Source organism: Amycolatopsis sp. NPDC031561 (assembly GCF_055580625.1).
The window spans coordinates 59,227-74,156 of record NZ_JBVILA010000002.1 but is presented as its reverse complement, the minus strand read 5'-3'; the positions used below and the strand labels follow the sequence as shown (position 1 = coordinate 74,156).

The 14,930-nt window shown below is 68.6% G+C and carries 13 protein-coding genes and 1 tRNA gene; 2 read left to right on the top strand and 12 right to left on the bottom strand.

What is annotated here, in order from left to right; translation table 11 throughout:
- Window positions 1–124: 124 nt before the first annotated feature.
- From ACZ5IK_RS05815 to ACZ5IK_RS05790, 6 genes are all read right to left on the bottom strand, one after another.
- Window positions 125–1,915 carry a sodium/solute symporter gene (locus ACZ5IK_RS05815; RefSeq protein WP_465486768.1) on the bottom strand — a complete coding sequence of 597 codons (1,791 nt, stop codon included), beginning with the start codon at window positions 1,913–1,915 and terminating at the stop codon, window positions 125–127.
- A 31-nt stretch (window positions 1,916–1,946) separates the two neighbouring features.
- Window positions 1,947–2,471, bottom strand: coding sequence for a DUF485 domain-containing protein (locus tag ACZ5IK_RS05810; protein ID WP_465486767.1), 525 nt, complete (start codon window positions 2,469–2,471; stop codon window positions 1,947–1,949).
- Window positions 2,468–3,307, bottom strand: a complete 840-nt coding sequence (locus ACZ5IK_RS05805) for a LytR/AlgR family response regulator transcription factor (RefSeq protein ID WP_410601671.1) — start codon at window positions 3,305–3,307, stop codon at window positions 2,468–2,470. The genes ACZ5IK_RS05810 and ACZ5IK_RS05805 overlap by 4 nt, the downstream gene beginning before the upstream one ends.
- A 143-nt stretch (window positions 3,308–3,450) precedes the next feature.
- Window positions 3,451–4,884, bottom strand: a complete 1,434-nt coding sequence (locus ACZ5IK_RS05800) for a carbohydrate-binding protein (protein WP_465486766.1) — start codon at window positions 4,882–4,884, stop codon at window positions 3,451–3,453.
- A 187-nt stretch (window positions 4,885–5,071) separates the two neighbouring features.
- The gene (locus tag ACZ5IK_RS05795) at window positions 5,072–5,917 is read right to left on the bottom strand and encodes a S49 family peptidase (protein WP_410601669.1); all 846 of its coding nucleotides are present in this window, start codon (window positions 5,915–5,917) and stop codon (window positions 5,072–5,074) included.
- 19 nt (window positions 5,918–5,936) lie between these two features.
- Window positions 5,937–7,232, bottom strand: a complete 1,296-nt coding sequence (locus tag ACZ5IK_RS05790; protein WP_101611693.1) for a histidine kinase — start codon at window positions 7,230–7,232, stop codon at window positions 5,937–5,939.
- Window positions 7,233–7,402: 170 nt separating this feature from the next.
- Here ACZ5IK_RS05790 and ACZ5IK_RS05785 point away from each other — a divergent pair, with 170 nt between their 5' ends.
- Window positions 7,403–8,533, top strand: coding sequence for a serine hydrolase domain-containing protein (locus ACZ5IK_RS05785; RefSeq protein WP_465486765.1), 1,131 nt, complete (start codon window positions 7,403–7,405; stop codon window positions 8,531–8,533).
- A 67-nt stretch (window positions 8,534–8,600) separates the two neighbouring features.
- Here the strand turns inward: ACZ5IK_RS05785 and ACZ5IK_RS05780 are convergent, their stop codons facing one another.
- The 3 genes from ACZ5IK_RS05780 to ACZ5IK_RS05770 all read right to left on the bottom strand — a co-directional run bounded on the left by ACZ5IK_RS05780 (window position 8,601) and on the right by ACZ5IK_RS05770 (window position 11,618).
- Window positions 8,601–9,464, bottom strand: a complete 864-nt coding sequence (locus ACZ5IK_RS05780; RefSeq protein ID WP_465486764.1) for an Fpg/Nei family DNA glycosylase — start codon at window positions 9,462–9,464, stop codon at window positions 8,601–8,603.
- Between the two features lie 32 nt (window positions 9,465–9,496).
- Window positions 9,497–9,937, bottom strand: a complete 441-nt coding sequence (locus ACZ5IK_RS05775; RefSeq protein ID WP_101611690.1) for a DUF983 domain-containing protein — start codon at window positions 9,935–9,937, stop codon at window positions 9,497–9,499.
- Between the two features lie 106 nt (window positions 9,938–10,043).
- Window positions 10,044–11,618, bottom strand: a complete 1,575-nt coding sequence (locus tag ACZ5IK_RS05770) for a sigma-70 family RNA polymerase sigma factor (RefSeq protein WP_465486763.1) — start codon at window positions 11,616–11,618, stop codon at window positions 10,044–10,046.
- Between the two features lie 198 nt (window positions 11,619–11,816).
- On the opposite strand from ACZ5IK_RS05770, the gene ACZ5IK_RS05765 reads away from it, so the two are divergent.
- Window positions 11,817–11,889: transfer RNA gene (locus tag ACZ5IK_RS05765), tRNA-Gly, on the top strand.
- A 252-nt stretch (window positions 11,890–12,141) separates the two neighbouring features.
- On the opposite strand, the gene ACZ5IK_RS05760 is transcribed toward ACZ5IK_RS05765, so the two are convergent.
- From ACZ5IK_RS05760 to ACZ5IK_RS05750, 3 genes are read right to left on the bottom strand one after another with little or no spacing between them, the layout of a single operon-like run.
- The gene (locus tag ACZ5IK_RS05760) at window positions 12,142–13,884 is read right to left on the bottom strand and encodes an ArnT family glycosyltransferase (protein ID WP_465486762.1); all 1,743 of its coding nucleotides are present in this window, start codon (window positions 13,882–13,884) and stop codon (window positions 12,142–12,144) included.
- A 51-nt stretch (window positions 13,885–13,935) separates the two neighbouring features.
- A complete protein-coding gene (locus tag ACZ5IK_RS05755; RefSeq protein ID WP_465486761.1) occupies window positions 13,936–14,337 on the bottom strand; it encodes an immunity 7 family protein in 402 nt (133 codons plus the stop codon).
- 38 nt (window positions 14,338–14,375) lie between these two features.
- A complete protein-coding gene (locus tag ACZ5IK_RS05750) occupies window positions 14,376–14,915 on the bottom strand; it encodes a DUF2716 domain-containing protein (RefSeq protein ID WP_410601662.1) in 540 nt (179 codons plus the stop codon).
- Window positions 14,916–14,930 lie beyond the last annotated feature (15 nt).

Genomic DNA, 14,930 nt, shown 5'->3' with positions numbered 1-14,930 from the left:
GCCGCAACCATTCGCTGATTTAGATGTCACGAAAGATCATGCCCCTCTTGGGGCGCGAGAGGGGCAATCCATTTGAGTGAACGGTACGACTCTGAGTAGATGGTCACGACTCGAAAGAGTGATTTTACTTCCGGTGGCGGCCCTTGCCGGTGGGGCGCGTCTTCTCTTCGGCCTGCCCGAACCGGGCGACCGCGCGATCGCGCATGAACCCGAGCGGGTCGGGGGCGTGCAGCCGCAGCATCACGCCGTGGACGTCGTCCGGCCGCCCGTACCCGGTCGCCCGGCTCACCACGTAGGTGGTCAGGAACGCCGCGGGCACGGTGATCAGCGCGGGCTGGTTCGAGAACCAGGGCGCCCAGCCGCCGGTGTACTTGCTGACGATGTTGACCACCAGCGCGGTCAGCACGAGACCGCCGCCGACCAGCATCCCGGCCAGCGCGCCGGGCCAGCTGAGCTTCCGCCACCAGACCCCGAGCAACAGCAGGGGACTGAACGTGGACGCGGCCAGCGCGAACGACATCCCGACCGAAAGCGAGAGGTCCTCCGACGGCAGCAGGACCGCCAGCGCGAACGGGATCAGCGCCACGATCGCCGTCGCTACCCGGAAATCGCGGACCCGGCCGGGCAGCACGTCGGTCGACACCACCCCGGCGACGCTCACGAGCAGCCCGGACGAGCTCGAAAGGAACGCGGCGAAGGCGCCGGCCGCGGTCACCGCGCCCAGGATCTGTCCCCAGAGCCCGGGAAGGACCGCGGACGGCAGCAGCAGGACGGCGGCGTCGGTCTTCCCGGTCACCAGCAGTTCCGGGACGTACATCCGCGAAAGCGCGCCGAGCAGCGTCGGGAACAGGTAGAACAACCCGAGCAGCAGCAGGACGTGCACCGTCGTGCGGCGCGCGGCCTTGCCGTCGGGGTTGGTGTAGAAGCGGACCAGGACGTGCGGTAGGCCCATCGTGCCGAGGAAGGTCGCGAGGATCAGCGAATAGACCTGCAGCAGATCGGTGAGACTGCCCGAACCCGGCCGGAGCCAGTCGCCGTTGGACGCGGGCGCGTCGCTGACCACCGGAACCGGGGTGCCCGCGGTGAACTTGAGCGTCGTGCCCTTGGCGACCTTGTGCGGCGCCTCCGGAGTCCACACCGCGAAACCGTTGGCACGCGCGCCTTCCACCTGGCCGTACGCCTCGAGCACGGTCACCGAGGTGACCTTGAGCGTGACGTCGGTCTGCACGGAGATCGTGGTGTTCTCGGTGAACATCGGCGGGGCGGGCTGACCCAGCGGGCGCGCGCTGCCCGGGCCGCCGGAGCCGAGGAACACGATGCAGAGGATGAACGTCGGCACCGCGATGGCGAACAGCTTCAGCCAGTACTGGAAGGCCTGGACGACGGTGATCGCGCGCATCCCGCCCGCGATCACGTTGAACCCGACGACGAAGGTCACCAGGATCGCGCCCGCCCAGGCGGGCACGGGCAGGATCGTCGCCAGCGTCAGACCGGCGCCCTGCAACTGCGGGACCATGTAGAGGATCCCGATGAACACCACGAACGCCGTCGAAACCCGGCGCAGCATCGTCGAACCCAGGCGCATCTCGACGAAGTCCGGCAGCGTGTACGCGCCCGACCGCCGCAGCGGCGCGGCGACGAACAGCATCAGCGCGAGATAGCCCGCGGTGAAGCCGATCGGGAACCAGAGCGCGTCGGCGCCGTCCTTGAGCACGATGCCCGCCACACCCATGAACGAGGCGGCGGACAGGTACTCACCGGAGATCGCGGCCGCGTTGCGGCGGGAGCGGACGGTGCGCCGGGCGACGAGGAAGTCGTGCGTGCTGACAGCCGACCGCGAGGAGCGGTGCCCCAGATAGAAGGTCAGGACCGCGACCAGCACGATGCCGGCCATCGCCCACGGATTCAGCTGCACGCCACGAATCCTCGCATGTGCAGCTCCGTAGTCAGTTCTCGATCATGTCGACGAAGTCGCGTTCATGACGTTCGGCGAGCCGGTTGTACCAGAGTCCGATGCCGAACAGGAACGGAAAAGGTGCCACGCCGAGGATCAACCAGGGCAACGGGATGCCCAGAACGACCACTCGTCCGAATGACGGGATCAGGTAGAAGAGCACCGGAAGTGAACACAGAGTGACCATCACCAGCAGCGCCAGCAGGGAGGCCGTCCGCAGCTGGATCTTCACGAGATCCCGGACGAGGAGCTTTCCCCAGCTGGTCTGTTCTTCGAGCTCGACCCTGGCCCGCAGGGTGCTGGTGGCCTGCCGCGGATCGGCGAGGATCACCCGCTGCCGCTTGGGTTTCGCGTGGTGCTCGGGCTTCGCCTGCTCGTGCTTCGGACCGGACGGAGCGCCCGGCACCGGCTCGACGGCGGCCCCCTCGGACGGCGCCGGTTTCTTGTTCCTGCCCTTGCCGAGCGTCGGATCCGGTTCGCGGACGCCGTTGACGCGGCGGTAGTAGTCGTCGGTCACGTCGACCGGTTGGCGCCGACCAACCGGTCCTTGAGCGCGCGCGTGTGACGGCGGCTCACCGGCAGCACCTTCTCCTCGTTACCGATGACGACCTGATAGCCGCCCTGGCCCATGCGCAGCTCGGTGATCAGCGGCAACGAGACCAGGAAGGAGCGGTGGATCCGGACGAAACCCGCCTTCTCCCAGCGCTCTTCGAGTTGCGCGAGCGGGATGCGGACCAGGTGGCTGCCGTCGTTGGTGAACAACCGGGCGTAGTCACCCTGCGCCTCGACCCAGCGGACCGAAGACCGCGGGATCAGCTTCGTGGTGCCCGCGAGCTCGACCGGGATGACCTCGTCGTCGTTCTTGACGAGCCCCGGGCCGCCCTCCGGTCCGCCGTACTGCGGCGCGGCGTTGGCGGCGAGTTTGTCGATCACGCGGGTGATCGCGCGGTCGAGACGATCCTGTTGGTACGGCTTGAGCACGTAGTCGAGCGCGCCGAGGTCGAAGGCGTTGACCGCCTCTTCCGCGTGCCCCGTCACGAACACCAGCGCGGGCGACGGGCGCAGCGCGGCGAACACCCGGGACATCTCCATCCCGGACAGTCCGGGCATGTCGATGTCGGCGAACACCGCGTCCACGATCGGCAGGCCCCTGGCCTTGCGATCGCCGAGCCTCGGGTCGTCGGTGGACAGCAGTCGCAGCGCCTCCGAAGCGTCTATCGCCGGGAAGACCAGGGCGACGTGCGGGCTGTTCCGGAGACAGTGAACGAGTTCGTCTAGCCCTTTGGGCTCATCGTCCACCGCCAGGACAATGAGTTTCCGGGTGTCATCGTGAGCACTCACAGTGAGACGCATCCTGCCTATTGCAGGGTTCCTTGTCCAGCCCGCTTCACGAAAGTCGAACGAAAGGACGGCACCGGCACCCCCGCGCCCGGGGTGGCCGGTGCCGTCATCTTTTCCGGTGACACGAACCGCCTCGCCGTGCCACACCTATCCCTTCACGGAGTGAAGGTGAACCAGTTGACGCTCACGAAATCGGCGGGCTGCCCGCTCGTGAAGGTCAGGTAGACGTCGTGTTTCCCGGTGATCCCGCTGATGTTCGCCGGCACGGTCCGCCAGTTCTGCCAGCCGCCGGTGTTCCCGACGGCGAAGCTCCCGACCGGTGCGTTGGACCTGCTGTCGAGCCGGACTTCGACGAGCCCGCTCACCCCGCCCGCCGCCCCGGACGCGACCCGCGCCTGGAACTGCCTGCCGGTCTGCGTCCCGAAGTCGATGCCCGGGTACGACGCCCAGTCACCGTTGCCCGCGGGGCCGATGTTCTGGCCACCGCCGGAATCGGACGTCGCCTGTTTGGCGATCCCGGCGGCCTGGCCGTAGGACTCCGCCTGGATCGTGCCGTACGCGCTGCCACCGCCGGGACCGCTCGACGTGGTCGTCGTGGGCGTGGTCGGTGTCGTCGGCGTGGTGGGTGTCGTGCCGCCACCGCGGGTCAGGACGGTGACGTAGTCGACGAGCATCGGATGCCCCGGCACGATCCCCGGTCCCGGCGTCGTGGTGCCGGAGTTGTTGTTCGGGAAGGCGCCGCCGATCGCGACGTTCAGCAGTACGAAGTAGCCCGCGTGGTTCGTCATGTTGGCCCAGGTGGTGGCGTCGACCTGGTTCTGGGCGACCGAATGGAACTGCTGGCCGTCCACCAGCCAGCGGAAGACGTTCGGGCTGACGCTCGTGTCCCATTCGAAGGTGTAGGTGTGGAACGCGCTCTGGCAGCCGGCGCCGGGGCAGGTCCGGCTGCCGACCAGGCCGGTCGTCTCGTTGCACGGGCCGCCGGGGTTGACGCCGCAGTGCAGCACGCCCCAGACCGAGTTGATCCCGTTGACGTTCTCCATGATGTCGAACTCGCCGACGGCGGGCCAGTTCCAGTAGTTGCCGCGATACGGCGAGCCGAGCGCCCAGAATGCGGGCCAGTAGCCGAGTGCGGCAGCACCGGTGACGTTCGGCATCTGGATGCGGCCTTCGATCCGCAGCGCGCCGCCCGACGGCGGTTTGAAGTTCGTGCGCTGTGTTTCGATCCGCGCGGAGGTCCAGTTGCCCGCGCCGTCACGCTGCGGCGTGATCCGCAGGTTCCCGGCACCGTCTTGGGCGAGGTTGGCGGGGTTGGCGGTGTAGTTCTGGATCTCACCGGTGCCCCAGTTGCCGGGCCCGCCGGGGTAGCCGTGGCCGGTGTCGACGATCCAGTTCGCGCTCGACGGGAGCGAACCCGCGGCGCCGGTGAAGTCGTCGGTGAACACGGTGGTCCAGCCGGACGGCGGGGGCGGGACGGCGGCGGAAGCGGGGATCGTGAGGGGAACCGCGATCAGGGCCGCGCCGACCGCCGAGCCGAGCGCGAGCTTCCAGCGGCTCCGGCGGGTCGCGTGGGGAGAAGTAACGGACATCGGACCTCCTCGTCAACGCTGTCGAGGGTTTGTTGCCGTTCACAACAAAGCGGTATGTCCGATATGAGACCTGGTCTGAACCACTTACGCCTACCACCGTTCGGGTGAATCCGTCCCGTCCCCGAACGCAATGAAGGGGACTTTCATTGCAAAATTTGCGATGAAAGTCCCCTTCATTGCACGCGCGTCAGAGGCCGAAACGGCTCCAGGCGGCCTTGCTCTGGACCGCGTCCAGCAGCGCGCTCGCCGCGGCGGGAGCGCCGATGCCGAGCCGCGCCAGCAGCGCCTTCTTCGGTTCGGCGACCGAGATCTCAGCGTCCGGGTACCGCTCGGTGATCACCTGGCGGAGGCTGCCGACGCCGTCGATGAGACCGAGCTCGACCGCGCGGGCGCCGAGCCAGACGTCCCCGTTGAACAGGTCGTCGGAGCCGGAAAGCCGGTCTCCCCGGCGCTCGGTGACCCAGTCGACGAACAGTTCGTGGAGCTGGCCGTGCATCTTCTTCAGCCACTCGACGTCTTCCGGCTTCTCCGGGCTGAACGGGTCGAGCCGGGACTTGTTCGTCCCCGCGGTGTGCAGCCGCCGCTCGATGCCGAACCGCTCCAGCAGGCCGGTGAACCCGAACCCGCCGCTGATCACGCCGATGGAGCCGACCATCGACGTCCGGTGCGCGTAGATCTCGTCGGCCGCGCAGGCCAGCCAGTATCCGCCGGACGCGGCGACGTCCTCGGCGAAGGCCAGGACGGGCACGTTCTTCTCGTCGGCGAGCTGGCGGATCCGCTCGGCGACCAGGCCCGACTGCGTCGGCGCGCCACCCGGTGAGTTGATCTGCAGCGCGACGGCCTTGAGCCGCTCGTGCGCGAACGCGCGGGTCAGCGCCGATTCGACGGCGGCGAGGTTGATCGACCCCCTGGCCAAGGGTGACGGGGTCGGCGTGATCACCCCGTGCAGCTTCACCACGGCGACGACGTCCTTGCGCTCACCCCGATCGCCGATCATCGGGAGACGGGAGGTCAGCTTGTCCGCAACGCTCATACCGCCAGGTTACCGACGTTCAGGAGGGCAGCACGCCGCTGCGCGACCCGGCCACCCCACTGGCCTCGTTCGGGCCACCCTGCGGGGGGACGGCGGCGCTGTCGGCGGAGAAGTCCGGCAGGTTCGGCCGCACGCCGGGCATGAACTTCGGCACCCGCAGGGTCACCTTCATGCCGGCGCCGGGAGCGGTCTCGACCATGAGCGCGTAGTCGCGGCCGAACACCTGCTGCATCCGCTGGTTGATGTTGCCGAGCCCGACGTGGGCGCCGGTGCGGTGCTGGCTGCGGAGATCCGCGAGCTTGGCGGGCTCCATGCCGATGCCGTCGTCCTCGACGCTGATCAGCGCCTCGGCGCCGTAGTCCTCGGCGATCACCGTGACGCAGCCGCCCGACGGCTTCGACGCGAGACCGTGTTTGACGGCGTTCTCCACCAGCGGCTGGATGATCAGGAACGGGACGACCACCGAAAGCACCTCGGGCGCGATCTTCATCCGCACCTCGAGCCGTCCGCCGAAGCGGGCGTTCTCGATGGTCAGGTACCGGTCGATGTTCCGCAGTTCCTCGGCGAGCGAAGTGAACATTCCTGACGTCCTGAACGAGTAGCGCGTGAAGTCGGCGAAGTCCTGAAGCAGCTCTCGCGCCTCCTCCGGGTCTGTCCGGATCAGCGACGAGATGGTGTTGAGCGCGTTGTAGACGAAGTGCGGCGAGATCTGCGCGCGCAGCGCCTTGATCTCCGCTTGCTGGAGCTGGTTCTTCGACTCGTCGAGGCGCGCCAGCTCGAACTGGGTGCAGACGAACTGCGCGACCGCGTCGGCCATCTGCACCAGCCGCCCACGTGTGCGCCCGACGACCAGCAGCGCCGCCTCGGTCTCGCCCTCGACGATCAGCGGGACGATCACCGCGGTCCGCATCCGGCAGGTGCCCCGGTGGTTGCACGGCATCTTGTCGTGCGCGACGACCTCGCGGCGGTGCTTGCGGATCGCGTTGCCGATGGCGTCGACGAGATCGACGTAGTGGTCGTTGGCCTCGCCGTCCCAGGACAGCAGCGTGCCTTCGCTGTCGGTGATGCCGACGGCGACGCAGTCGAGCATCTCCAGCAGCTGGCTGGTGATCTTGTCGGCGACCTGCTCGTCGAGCCCCTCACGGAGATCCGGCGTCGCCTTGGACATCCGGTGGACGGCCTGCAGCACCGCGTTCTCCACGATGCTCGCGGGACGCCTCAGCTTGATCAGCAGGACGACCACGAGGATCGCGAGCAGCAGCGCGACACCCCACGGGATGATCTGCGCGATTTCGAGCCCGGACACGGCGTCCATGCTCTGCGCTCGACCAACCGGGTGCAAGGGCTGCTCCCCACTTTCCGTTGAGTTGTGACAACTGAGGGTGGGGCCGACCCTACCCAAGACCGGGGTGTCCTCCCCATGGTCACTCCCTGTTGACCAGTAAAGACTCCTCCGTAGGCAATCGCTTCCGGGGGAGGAACACAATGCGCGGAACGGGGAAGCTCACGGCGGGCGCGCTGGCGGGGGTCCTGCTGGCGAGCGCGACGGCGGGGACGGCGGCGGCGACCGGGGATCCGGTGCGCACGGCGGTCGGGAACCTGGTCGCGGAAGGGGGATTCCCGGGAGCGGTCGTCCAGGTCCGGAACGGTGAAACGGTCTCGCGGTTCGGCGCCGGGTACGCGAATCGGATCACGCGCGAACCCGCGGGACCGCATCACCGGTTCCGGATCGCCAGCAACACCAAGGCGTTCGTCGCCGCGGTGGTACTGCAACTGGCGGGCGAAGGCGCGCTTTCACTCGACGATTCGATCGAGCGGCGGCTGCCCGGTGTCGTGCGCGGACCGGGCTACGAGCCGGAAAAGATCACCCTGCGGATGCTGCTGAACCACACGAGCGGCGTGCACGACCCGCTGGATCCGCATTTCTTCGACCCGTACCTCGTCCGGGGGAATCGGGCGCACATCTACCCGCCGTCGGAAGTGATCCGGCGGTCGCTCACCGACCCGCCCTCGTTCGCGCCCGGGACGAAGGCGGACTACTCGAACACGGGATATCTGTTGCTGGGCAAGGTGATCGAGAAGGTCACCCGCAACGACGTCCGCGAAGAGATCCAGCGACGGCTCCTCGATCCGCTCGGCCTCCGGCGGACGTACTTCCCGCTCTGGTCGCCGTTCCTGCGCGGACCGCATCTGCGCGGATACGACCTGAGCGAACCGGCGAAGGACATGACCGTGTTCAGCCCGTCGTACGACTGGACCGCGGGCGCGATGGTCTCGACCGTCGACGAGCTCGCGACGTTCCACCGCGCGTTGCTGGCCGGACGGCTCCTGGAACCCGCGCAGCAGGCGGAACTCGAGCGATTGGTGCCGCAGGGCAAGTTCGGCGCGTACGGCGCCGGCGTCGAGACGCTCAACCTGCCGTGCCCGGGCGGCCCGAAGACGGTCTGGGGGAACACGGGGGCGGGGCCGGGGTTCTACAGCGTCTCGATGAGCACCGAGGACGGCTCGAAGCAGATCGTGCTGGCGTTGAACGCGTACGACCTGGCGAAGGACGTGGCGGATGAGAACGCGCTGCCGAGCAGTCCTCTTCCGGCGGTCGTCGCGGCCCTCTGCTGACCGCGTTTCGTCCTCTAGATGCGGTAGTTGCGCGTGCAAGTACCGCATCTAGAGGACGAAACGCGGGTCATTTCAGCAGGCGTGACATCCGCCGGTCGGCCAACGGCTTCCCGCCGGTCTGGCAGGTCGGGCAGTACTGGAACGACTTGTCCGCGAACGAGATCTCGCGGATCGTGTCGCCGCAGACCGGACACGGCAGCCCGGTCCGCGCGTGCACCCGCAGCCCGGACCGCTTCTCCCCCTTGAGCCGGGCCGCGGACTGGCCGACCGAGCGCGTCACGGCGCTGGTCAGCACCTCACGAATGGCCTCGGAGAGCCCGTCGAGCGCTCCTTCGGACAGCTTTCCGGTTGTGGCGTAAGGAGAAAGCTTCGCCATGTGCATGATCTCGTCGGAGTAGGCGTTGCCGATCCCGGCGAGCAGCGACTGATCGGTCAGCGCCGTCTTCAACCGTTCGGTGCGCCCGGTGAACAGCTTCTCGAGCCCGGCCCGGTCCAGCGACAGCGCGTCCGGCCCGAGCCGCGCGATGCTCGGGACCTCCTTCTCCGGATCGCGCACGATCCAGACCGCCAGCCCCTTCTTCGTGCCCGCCTCGGTGAGATCGAACCCGGGACCCGCGGCCGCGTCGAGGTGGACGCGCAGCGAGATCGGCCCCTTGCCGGGTTTGAGCGGCGTCGGCGACAACGCGTCGGACCAGCGCAGCCACCCCGCCCTCGCCAGGTGGACGACCAGATGGAGATCCCCGGCGACGAGGTCGAGATGCTTGCCGAAGCGGCCTGCCCCGGTGACCTCGCGGCCGTGCAGCTCGGTCCACGGCGGTGTCGCCGTCTTCAGCACGCTGAGGGACGACACGTCGACACGGAAGACCGTCTTGCCCACCGCGTCTTCACGCAGGTGGTGAGCGAGCGCTTCGACCTCGGGTAACTCGGGCATGCGCCCAGTCTCGCGCGTTCAGGCCGCCGCGACTACTCCACCGGGTGCAGCGGACCGTCGAAATCGGGCAGTGAGTGCTTCTGGATGGTCTTGGTGATCTTCGAGACCTCGCCGCGCACGGTGAACATGCCGCGGATCGTGCCCACCCAGCGCTCGGACGGCCTGTCGCCCGCCAGATCGCCCTCGGTCTCGGCGACCACGGTCCACGGGCGGCGCAGAATCCACCGCAACGGGAAGAACAACGCGATCAGCAACAGGGCCAGCGGGACCCAGGACGGGATCATCACATCCGTCGGCGTCCACATGATGAGCACGAGCGCGAGCACCGCCGTCACGACGATCATCGCGATCCCCGGGCCGTAGCTGCCTGCCACGTCGTGCTCGAAATCGTCCGCAGTCGCGGGAGCACGCCATTCCATCTGGGCTCGGACCACCCAGTCACGGCCGTCCTCGCCGTGCACCAGCCGGTTCATTCAGTCGCCTCCCGCGCGGCCGCTCGCTCGTCGTGAGCGACCCCCACCGTACCGTGATCGCGTCCGGATTCGCGAGAGTTCGAAGGCGATACGTCCCTCTCGGGAGTTACGGGCACGTCGGGTAGTCGATGCCCGGTTCCGGATAGTGAGAAGTCGGCTTCACCGGGCTCGGCTCGTCCTCCGACGACTCGTCCGGCTGCGTCCCGGTGCCGCTTTCCGGGGTGCCCGTCACCGGCGAAGTGGACCCGTCCGGGTCTGGCGCCGACTCCGTCGTGTCCGGATCCGAAGGCGTCGTGGAGTCCCGTGGCGTCGTCGTCGGGTTCAGCGACTCCTCGGTCGGGTTGAGCGTCTCGGACGGCGGGATGTCGTCCCGCTTCGAGGTGGTCTGGTTCGTGCCGGTCTCCGGCGGGACCTCGTTCCGCGGCGAGGTCTCCTGCGACGGGACCAGACCTGGCTGCGGCTGAGGCTGCGGTTGCGGTTGCGGCCGCTGGAAGTCTCCGCCGCCGAGTTCCTTCCGCGACGTGCCCGCACCACCGGGCAGGTTCGGCAGGTCGGCCACGCCGAGTTCGGCGCCCGGGCCCAGCCCGGTCGCCGCCGGCCCGGAACCCTTGCCGTGGAGCTGGTCTTCGGCGATCCGCTGTGGCGGGATCTCCACCGGCCGGTCCTGGGCGGGAGGGGCGACCTGGGCCGGCAGCAAAGCCAGCTCCGGCAGCCCGCCACCGGACAGGCCGATCGTGTGCGTGACGTCGGTGCCGAACACGGCCGGACCGGCGACGATCCCGACCGCGCCCGCGGCCGCCGTCGACGCCACCGCCATGCCGACCTTCACCTTCGAGCCGAGCAGAAGGCCCTTCACCGACGCGGCGAATCCGGACAACGCCCCGCTCGCGTGGGCACCGGCCGCGGCAGGCAGCAGCAGGGCCACCACACCGGCGTGCGCCCGCAGCGAAGAACAGACGTCACGCAGCTCGTCGTGCGTGGCCTGGCAGGACTGGCACCCGATCAGGTGCGCCTTGATCCGGCGAGCCTCGGCCCCGGTGACACTGCCCGCGGTGAACCCGCCGAGCTTCTCCACCACCGCCCGGCACGAATCCGGACCGCGGTTCACCGACAGATGCGCCTGCAGATACGCCGCCCGCAGGCCCTGCCGCGCCCGCCGTGCCAACGCCGCCGTCGCGTTCGCGCTCAGCCCGAAATGCGGCGCGACCATCGACGGCTGCTCGCCCTCGACCTCGGTCTGCCACAACACCGAACGCCAGCGCTCCGGCAAACTCGTGAAAGCGGTCGTGATCAGCGAATGCTCAGCCGTCCGGGCATGCGTGTCCGCGCCCGCCCCGGCCCGGAAGGTCAGCTCGTCGTCGCTCACCGGAACGTCACGGCGCGCGCCATGCCACTCCCACGAGACGCGGCGAGCCACCGTCAGCAGATACGCGCGGACGTAGTCCCGCGGACCGGCACCCCGGCGCAACGCCTGAAGCACCCGGAAGAAGGTCTCGGCCGTGATGTCCTCCGCCTCCGACCGATCGGAGGCCAGACTGCGGGCCAGCCGCCGCACCGCGGCGGCGTGAAGTTCGAAAAGCTCCCCGAAGGCGGCGTCCTCCCCCTCGCGGAGCCGCTGGAGCAATGCCTGCTCGTCGGATTCCGAGGCCGCCTGAAGCGGCACCGTGCCCTGCTCGGTCATCCGGCCAGGCACCTCCTCCCCGAAGGACTCACCATTCGGTCGAATGGGGACACCATACGGAGGTATGCAGCCGTCGTCACCCCTTGTACGCCAGGTGTGACACCGAAGCACCTGTCGGGGTGGGTCAAAACCGCTACAGACGGTCCGTGTATGGTGTGTTCACTGCTTCAAACGAGTGTTGAAGCGTGAAAGTCACATGCGGATGTAGCGCAGCTGGTAGCGCATCACCTTGCCAAGGTGAGGGTCGCGGGTTCGAATCCCGTCATCCGCTCGCAAGTGGGCGCGGTGTGTCCAGGGAACGCCTGGACCGTGGCTTGCTCACCATAATTCCCGGGGGCCGAGCCCCCGGACCCCCACGGTGCCTGTACCTCACCTTCTCGGGTGGTGCTGAGCACGTGGGGCTTCTTGTTTTTTCCCTCCTTTTGCTTCGGTCTTGCGGTTACTAAGTGCTACAGGTCCGGTGAGCGGAGTCACACGACCGTAGTAATTCGAATTTGTGCATATGTGGGGTGCGCCCTCGTGCTCAGGAGGCCACGCAGGTGGGCTGCGGGCGCTTCCACAAGGTCACCAGCCGACCGTTCGGTAAGGGCCGCGTCGCGATCGGCGCGAACCCCGAAGCCGTCGCGGCGGACACCATGGACGGCGGGTCCACCTTCGGCTCGAACTCGTTGATCGTCCCCGTCGCCGTGAACAGCAGGCACGTCTTGCTCGCGTCACCGCCGTTGCTGTCCCGCCGCGAGGTCAGCCAGGCCCGGTAGTCCGGCTCGGTGTTCCCGTCCTCCGTCGGACTGACCTGCGGCAAGGCCACCCCGTAGCCGTACCTGCGCAGCATCTCCAGCTGCAGGGTGTTGGTGTTGAAGAGCCGGTCACGGAACCCGAACGCCGTCGCCCCGCCCAGGGCGTGGTTCTCCTCCACCTGCCCGGCCGCCCACTCCGCGACGGCCTTCCACTCCCGCACCGTCTCCACGCTCACCGGTTCGGTGACCTCGCCACCCGGATCGACGTAGATCTGCGGTGACCCACGTCCGTCGGTGATCTTGGAGTTGCCCAGCACCGGGAGATCCACCGACCAGACGTGCGCGGTCGGCAGCCGCAGGTCCACCAGCGGCACCGACGCCACCAGCCCGACCACCGCGACCGCGACCGGCAAAGCCCGCCGGAGCGAACGATGCGCGCGGTACAGCCCCCAAAGCGCCAGGATCGCCATGGACGGGATCAGCGGCATGAAGAAGGCCGTCCCCGCGTTCTTCGACGTCAGCACCGCCACCCCGCCTTCCGCGACGAGCAGCGCCGACGGGAACAGCGGGGACGCCACCATCGAGCGGAGGGTGTCCTTCACCGGACCGGTCCGGACCTTCGCGACCGCCACGACGATCGCGGCGACCAGCCCGGCGCACAGCAGCACCGTGTGCGGCAGCCCCTGGTCGAAGATCAACAGCTTCAAGCGCTGGACCCACGCGCCTGGGTTGAGGACACCCGCCTCCTCCCCGAACTCCACGGACTGCTTCCCGTAGCCGAAACCCGTGAGGTACTGGAAGACCCGCACGCCGTTGGGCACCAGCCAGATCGCCGCGACACCGGCACCCACGACCGCCGCCAGCGCGAACCACTTCAACCGCTTCACCCGGTCGTGCGGGACGACCGCCTGGATCAGCGCGGCCAGCACCAGCCCGGGTACGAACGCGACGGCCATCGTCCTCGACAGCGGCATCAGCCCGACGAAGATCCCGAAGGGCACGACGAACTTCGGTTTCGACAGGCCCTCGGAACGGACCAGGAAGTAGATCGCCGCCGTCGTCATGACCGCCGCGGGAAGCGCGAAATGGTAGGCACGGGCCTCGAAGAGGACACCGGGGGCGGTGGCGATCAGCGCGGTGGCGATCCAGGCGAACGGACGGCCCGCGACCCTGTCGGCCACGGCGTGCGTGAGCAGGATCAACGCCACCCCGGCCAGCAGCGGGACGACGAACGCGGCGACCGTGCCCGTCCCGGTCGCGAAGAAGTGCAGTGAGGTCAGCGCCGGAAGCAGGGGCGCTTGGATACCCGGGGCCTCGACGGCTTCGACCCAGCCGGTCACTCCGTCCCGGAGCGCGGCGCCGTGATTGTTCAAGGCCATGCCGAAGTAGCCGGCCTCGTCGATGTCGAACACCTGGCCGTCGCGGTAGAGAACGATCCACCGGAAATTGACGGCCAGCCAAGCGAGCGCCACCCCGAACAGGACCCATGTGTTCACCTGGACGCGGCGAATCCCCCTGGTCAAGACCATGGTCGAGAATCTAGCCGCGCGGGCGGGCCCGCCGGATCGCGGGCGCTTCGTTCAGATCTCGTAGCCGTCGATCACGGTGGGCGCGACCGGGGACAGATGGTCGTCGCCGCGTTCGGTGACCAGGCCGCGGGCCATCCGGTACACCTTGAATTCGTTGTCGTGCGCGGGGTCCTGGTCGTCCCAGACGTGCAGGAGACCGTAGGAGCCGGGCGCGAGGTCGCCGACGCGGGTGAACAGGTCCACCAGCTCCGGCGCGATGGCCGTGCCGTGCTTGTCCATCCCGCCCAGGTGCAGCACCGGCACCCCGGCGGACCAGCGCAGGTCCACCAGATCGCCGTCGTCGAAATCGCGGACGGCGCGGTGCACCCGTTCGACGATGCGCTCGAGCAGCGCCGCGTCATCGTCGCCGGAAGGGCTCGCTTGGATGGTCACCCACCCGTGATATTCGAACACCTGCCTGAGTTTAGGCAGGTCCGCCCACCGGACGGCGGTCAGCCCGCCATCGCGGCCGGCGCGCCGTTACGCCGCAGCGCGTTCTTGAAGACCCTTTCGCCGTGCTGTTCGAAAGCGGGCACGAGCTTCTCGCCGTAGACGCACAAGGTCCGTTCCCAGGGATGCCCGAGCGTGCCGAAGCGGAAGTCGTTCGCCAGGAACATGTGGTAGTCGGTGCGCGGGAACACCGGGACCGGCCACGGGTCGAGCGCGGCGTGCCGATGCGGGTAGAAGCGGTACGACTGGTGCTGCCAATGCAGCACCCACACCCACTCGTCCTCGGCGACGCAGTCCTTCAACGCCGAGAGCGCGACACGGGCGACGTCGTTCTGCTCGACGGCGTACGGGCCGAGCCGGAATTCGGCCGACGAACGGTCCAGTCCCCCGGGCGCGAGATCCCACGCGACCGAGGGAGCGGGCTCACGGAAGCCCGGCCACGCGTGTGCGTAGGTACTCGGCCAGAACGCGAGCTTGTCGTAGACCCAGTACCAAGCCGGCTCATCTGTGACCCTGGAGACGGCTTCCCAAGCGTTGTTCACGAGCGACCCTCGGTG

Excerpts from the sequence above, each read along its gene's own strand:
- ACZ5IK_RS05780 (WP_465486764.1), bottom strand. The coding sequence starts at position 9,464 with ATGCCCGAGTTACCCGAGGTCGAAGCGCTCGCTCACCACCTGCGTGAA.
- ACZ5IK_RS05775 (WP_101611690.1), bottom strand. The coding sequence starts at position 9,937 with ATGAACCGGCTGGTGCACGGCGAGGACGGCCGTGACTGGGTGGTCCGA.
- ACZ5IK_RS05770 (WP_465486763.1), bottom strand. The coding sequence starts at position 11,618 with ATGACCGAGCAGGGCACGGTGCCGCTTCAGGCGGCCTCGGAATCCGAC.
- ACZ5IK_RS05805 (WP_410601671.1), bottom strand. The coding sequence starts at position 3,307 with ATGCGTCTCACTGTGAGTGCTCACGATGACACCCGGAAACTCATTGTC.
- ACZ5IK_RS05785 (WP_465486765.1), top strand. The coding sequence starts at position 7,403 with ATGCGCGGAACGGGGAAGCTCACGGCGGGCGCGCTGGCGGGGGTCCTG.
- ACZ5IK_RS05800 (WP_465486766.1), bottom strand. The coding sequence starts at position 4,884 with ATGTCCGTTACTTCTCCCCACGCGACCCGCCGGAGCCGCTGGAAGCTC.
- ACZ5IK_RS05795 (WP_410601669.1), bottom strand. The coding sequence starts at position 5,917 with ATGAGCGTTGCGGACAAGCTGACCTCCCGTCTCCCGATGATCGGCGAT.
- ACZ5IK_RS05790 (WP_101611693.1), bottom strand. The coding sequence starts at position 7,232 with ATGGACGCCGTGTCCGGGCTCGAAATCGCGCAGATCATCCCGTGGGGT.
- ACZ5IK_RS05760 (WP_465486762.1), bottom strand. The coding sequence starts at position 13,884 with ATGGTCTTGACCAGGGGGATTCGCCGCGTCCAGGTGAACACATGGGTC.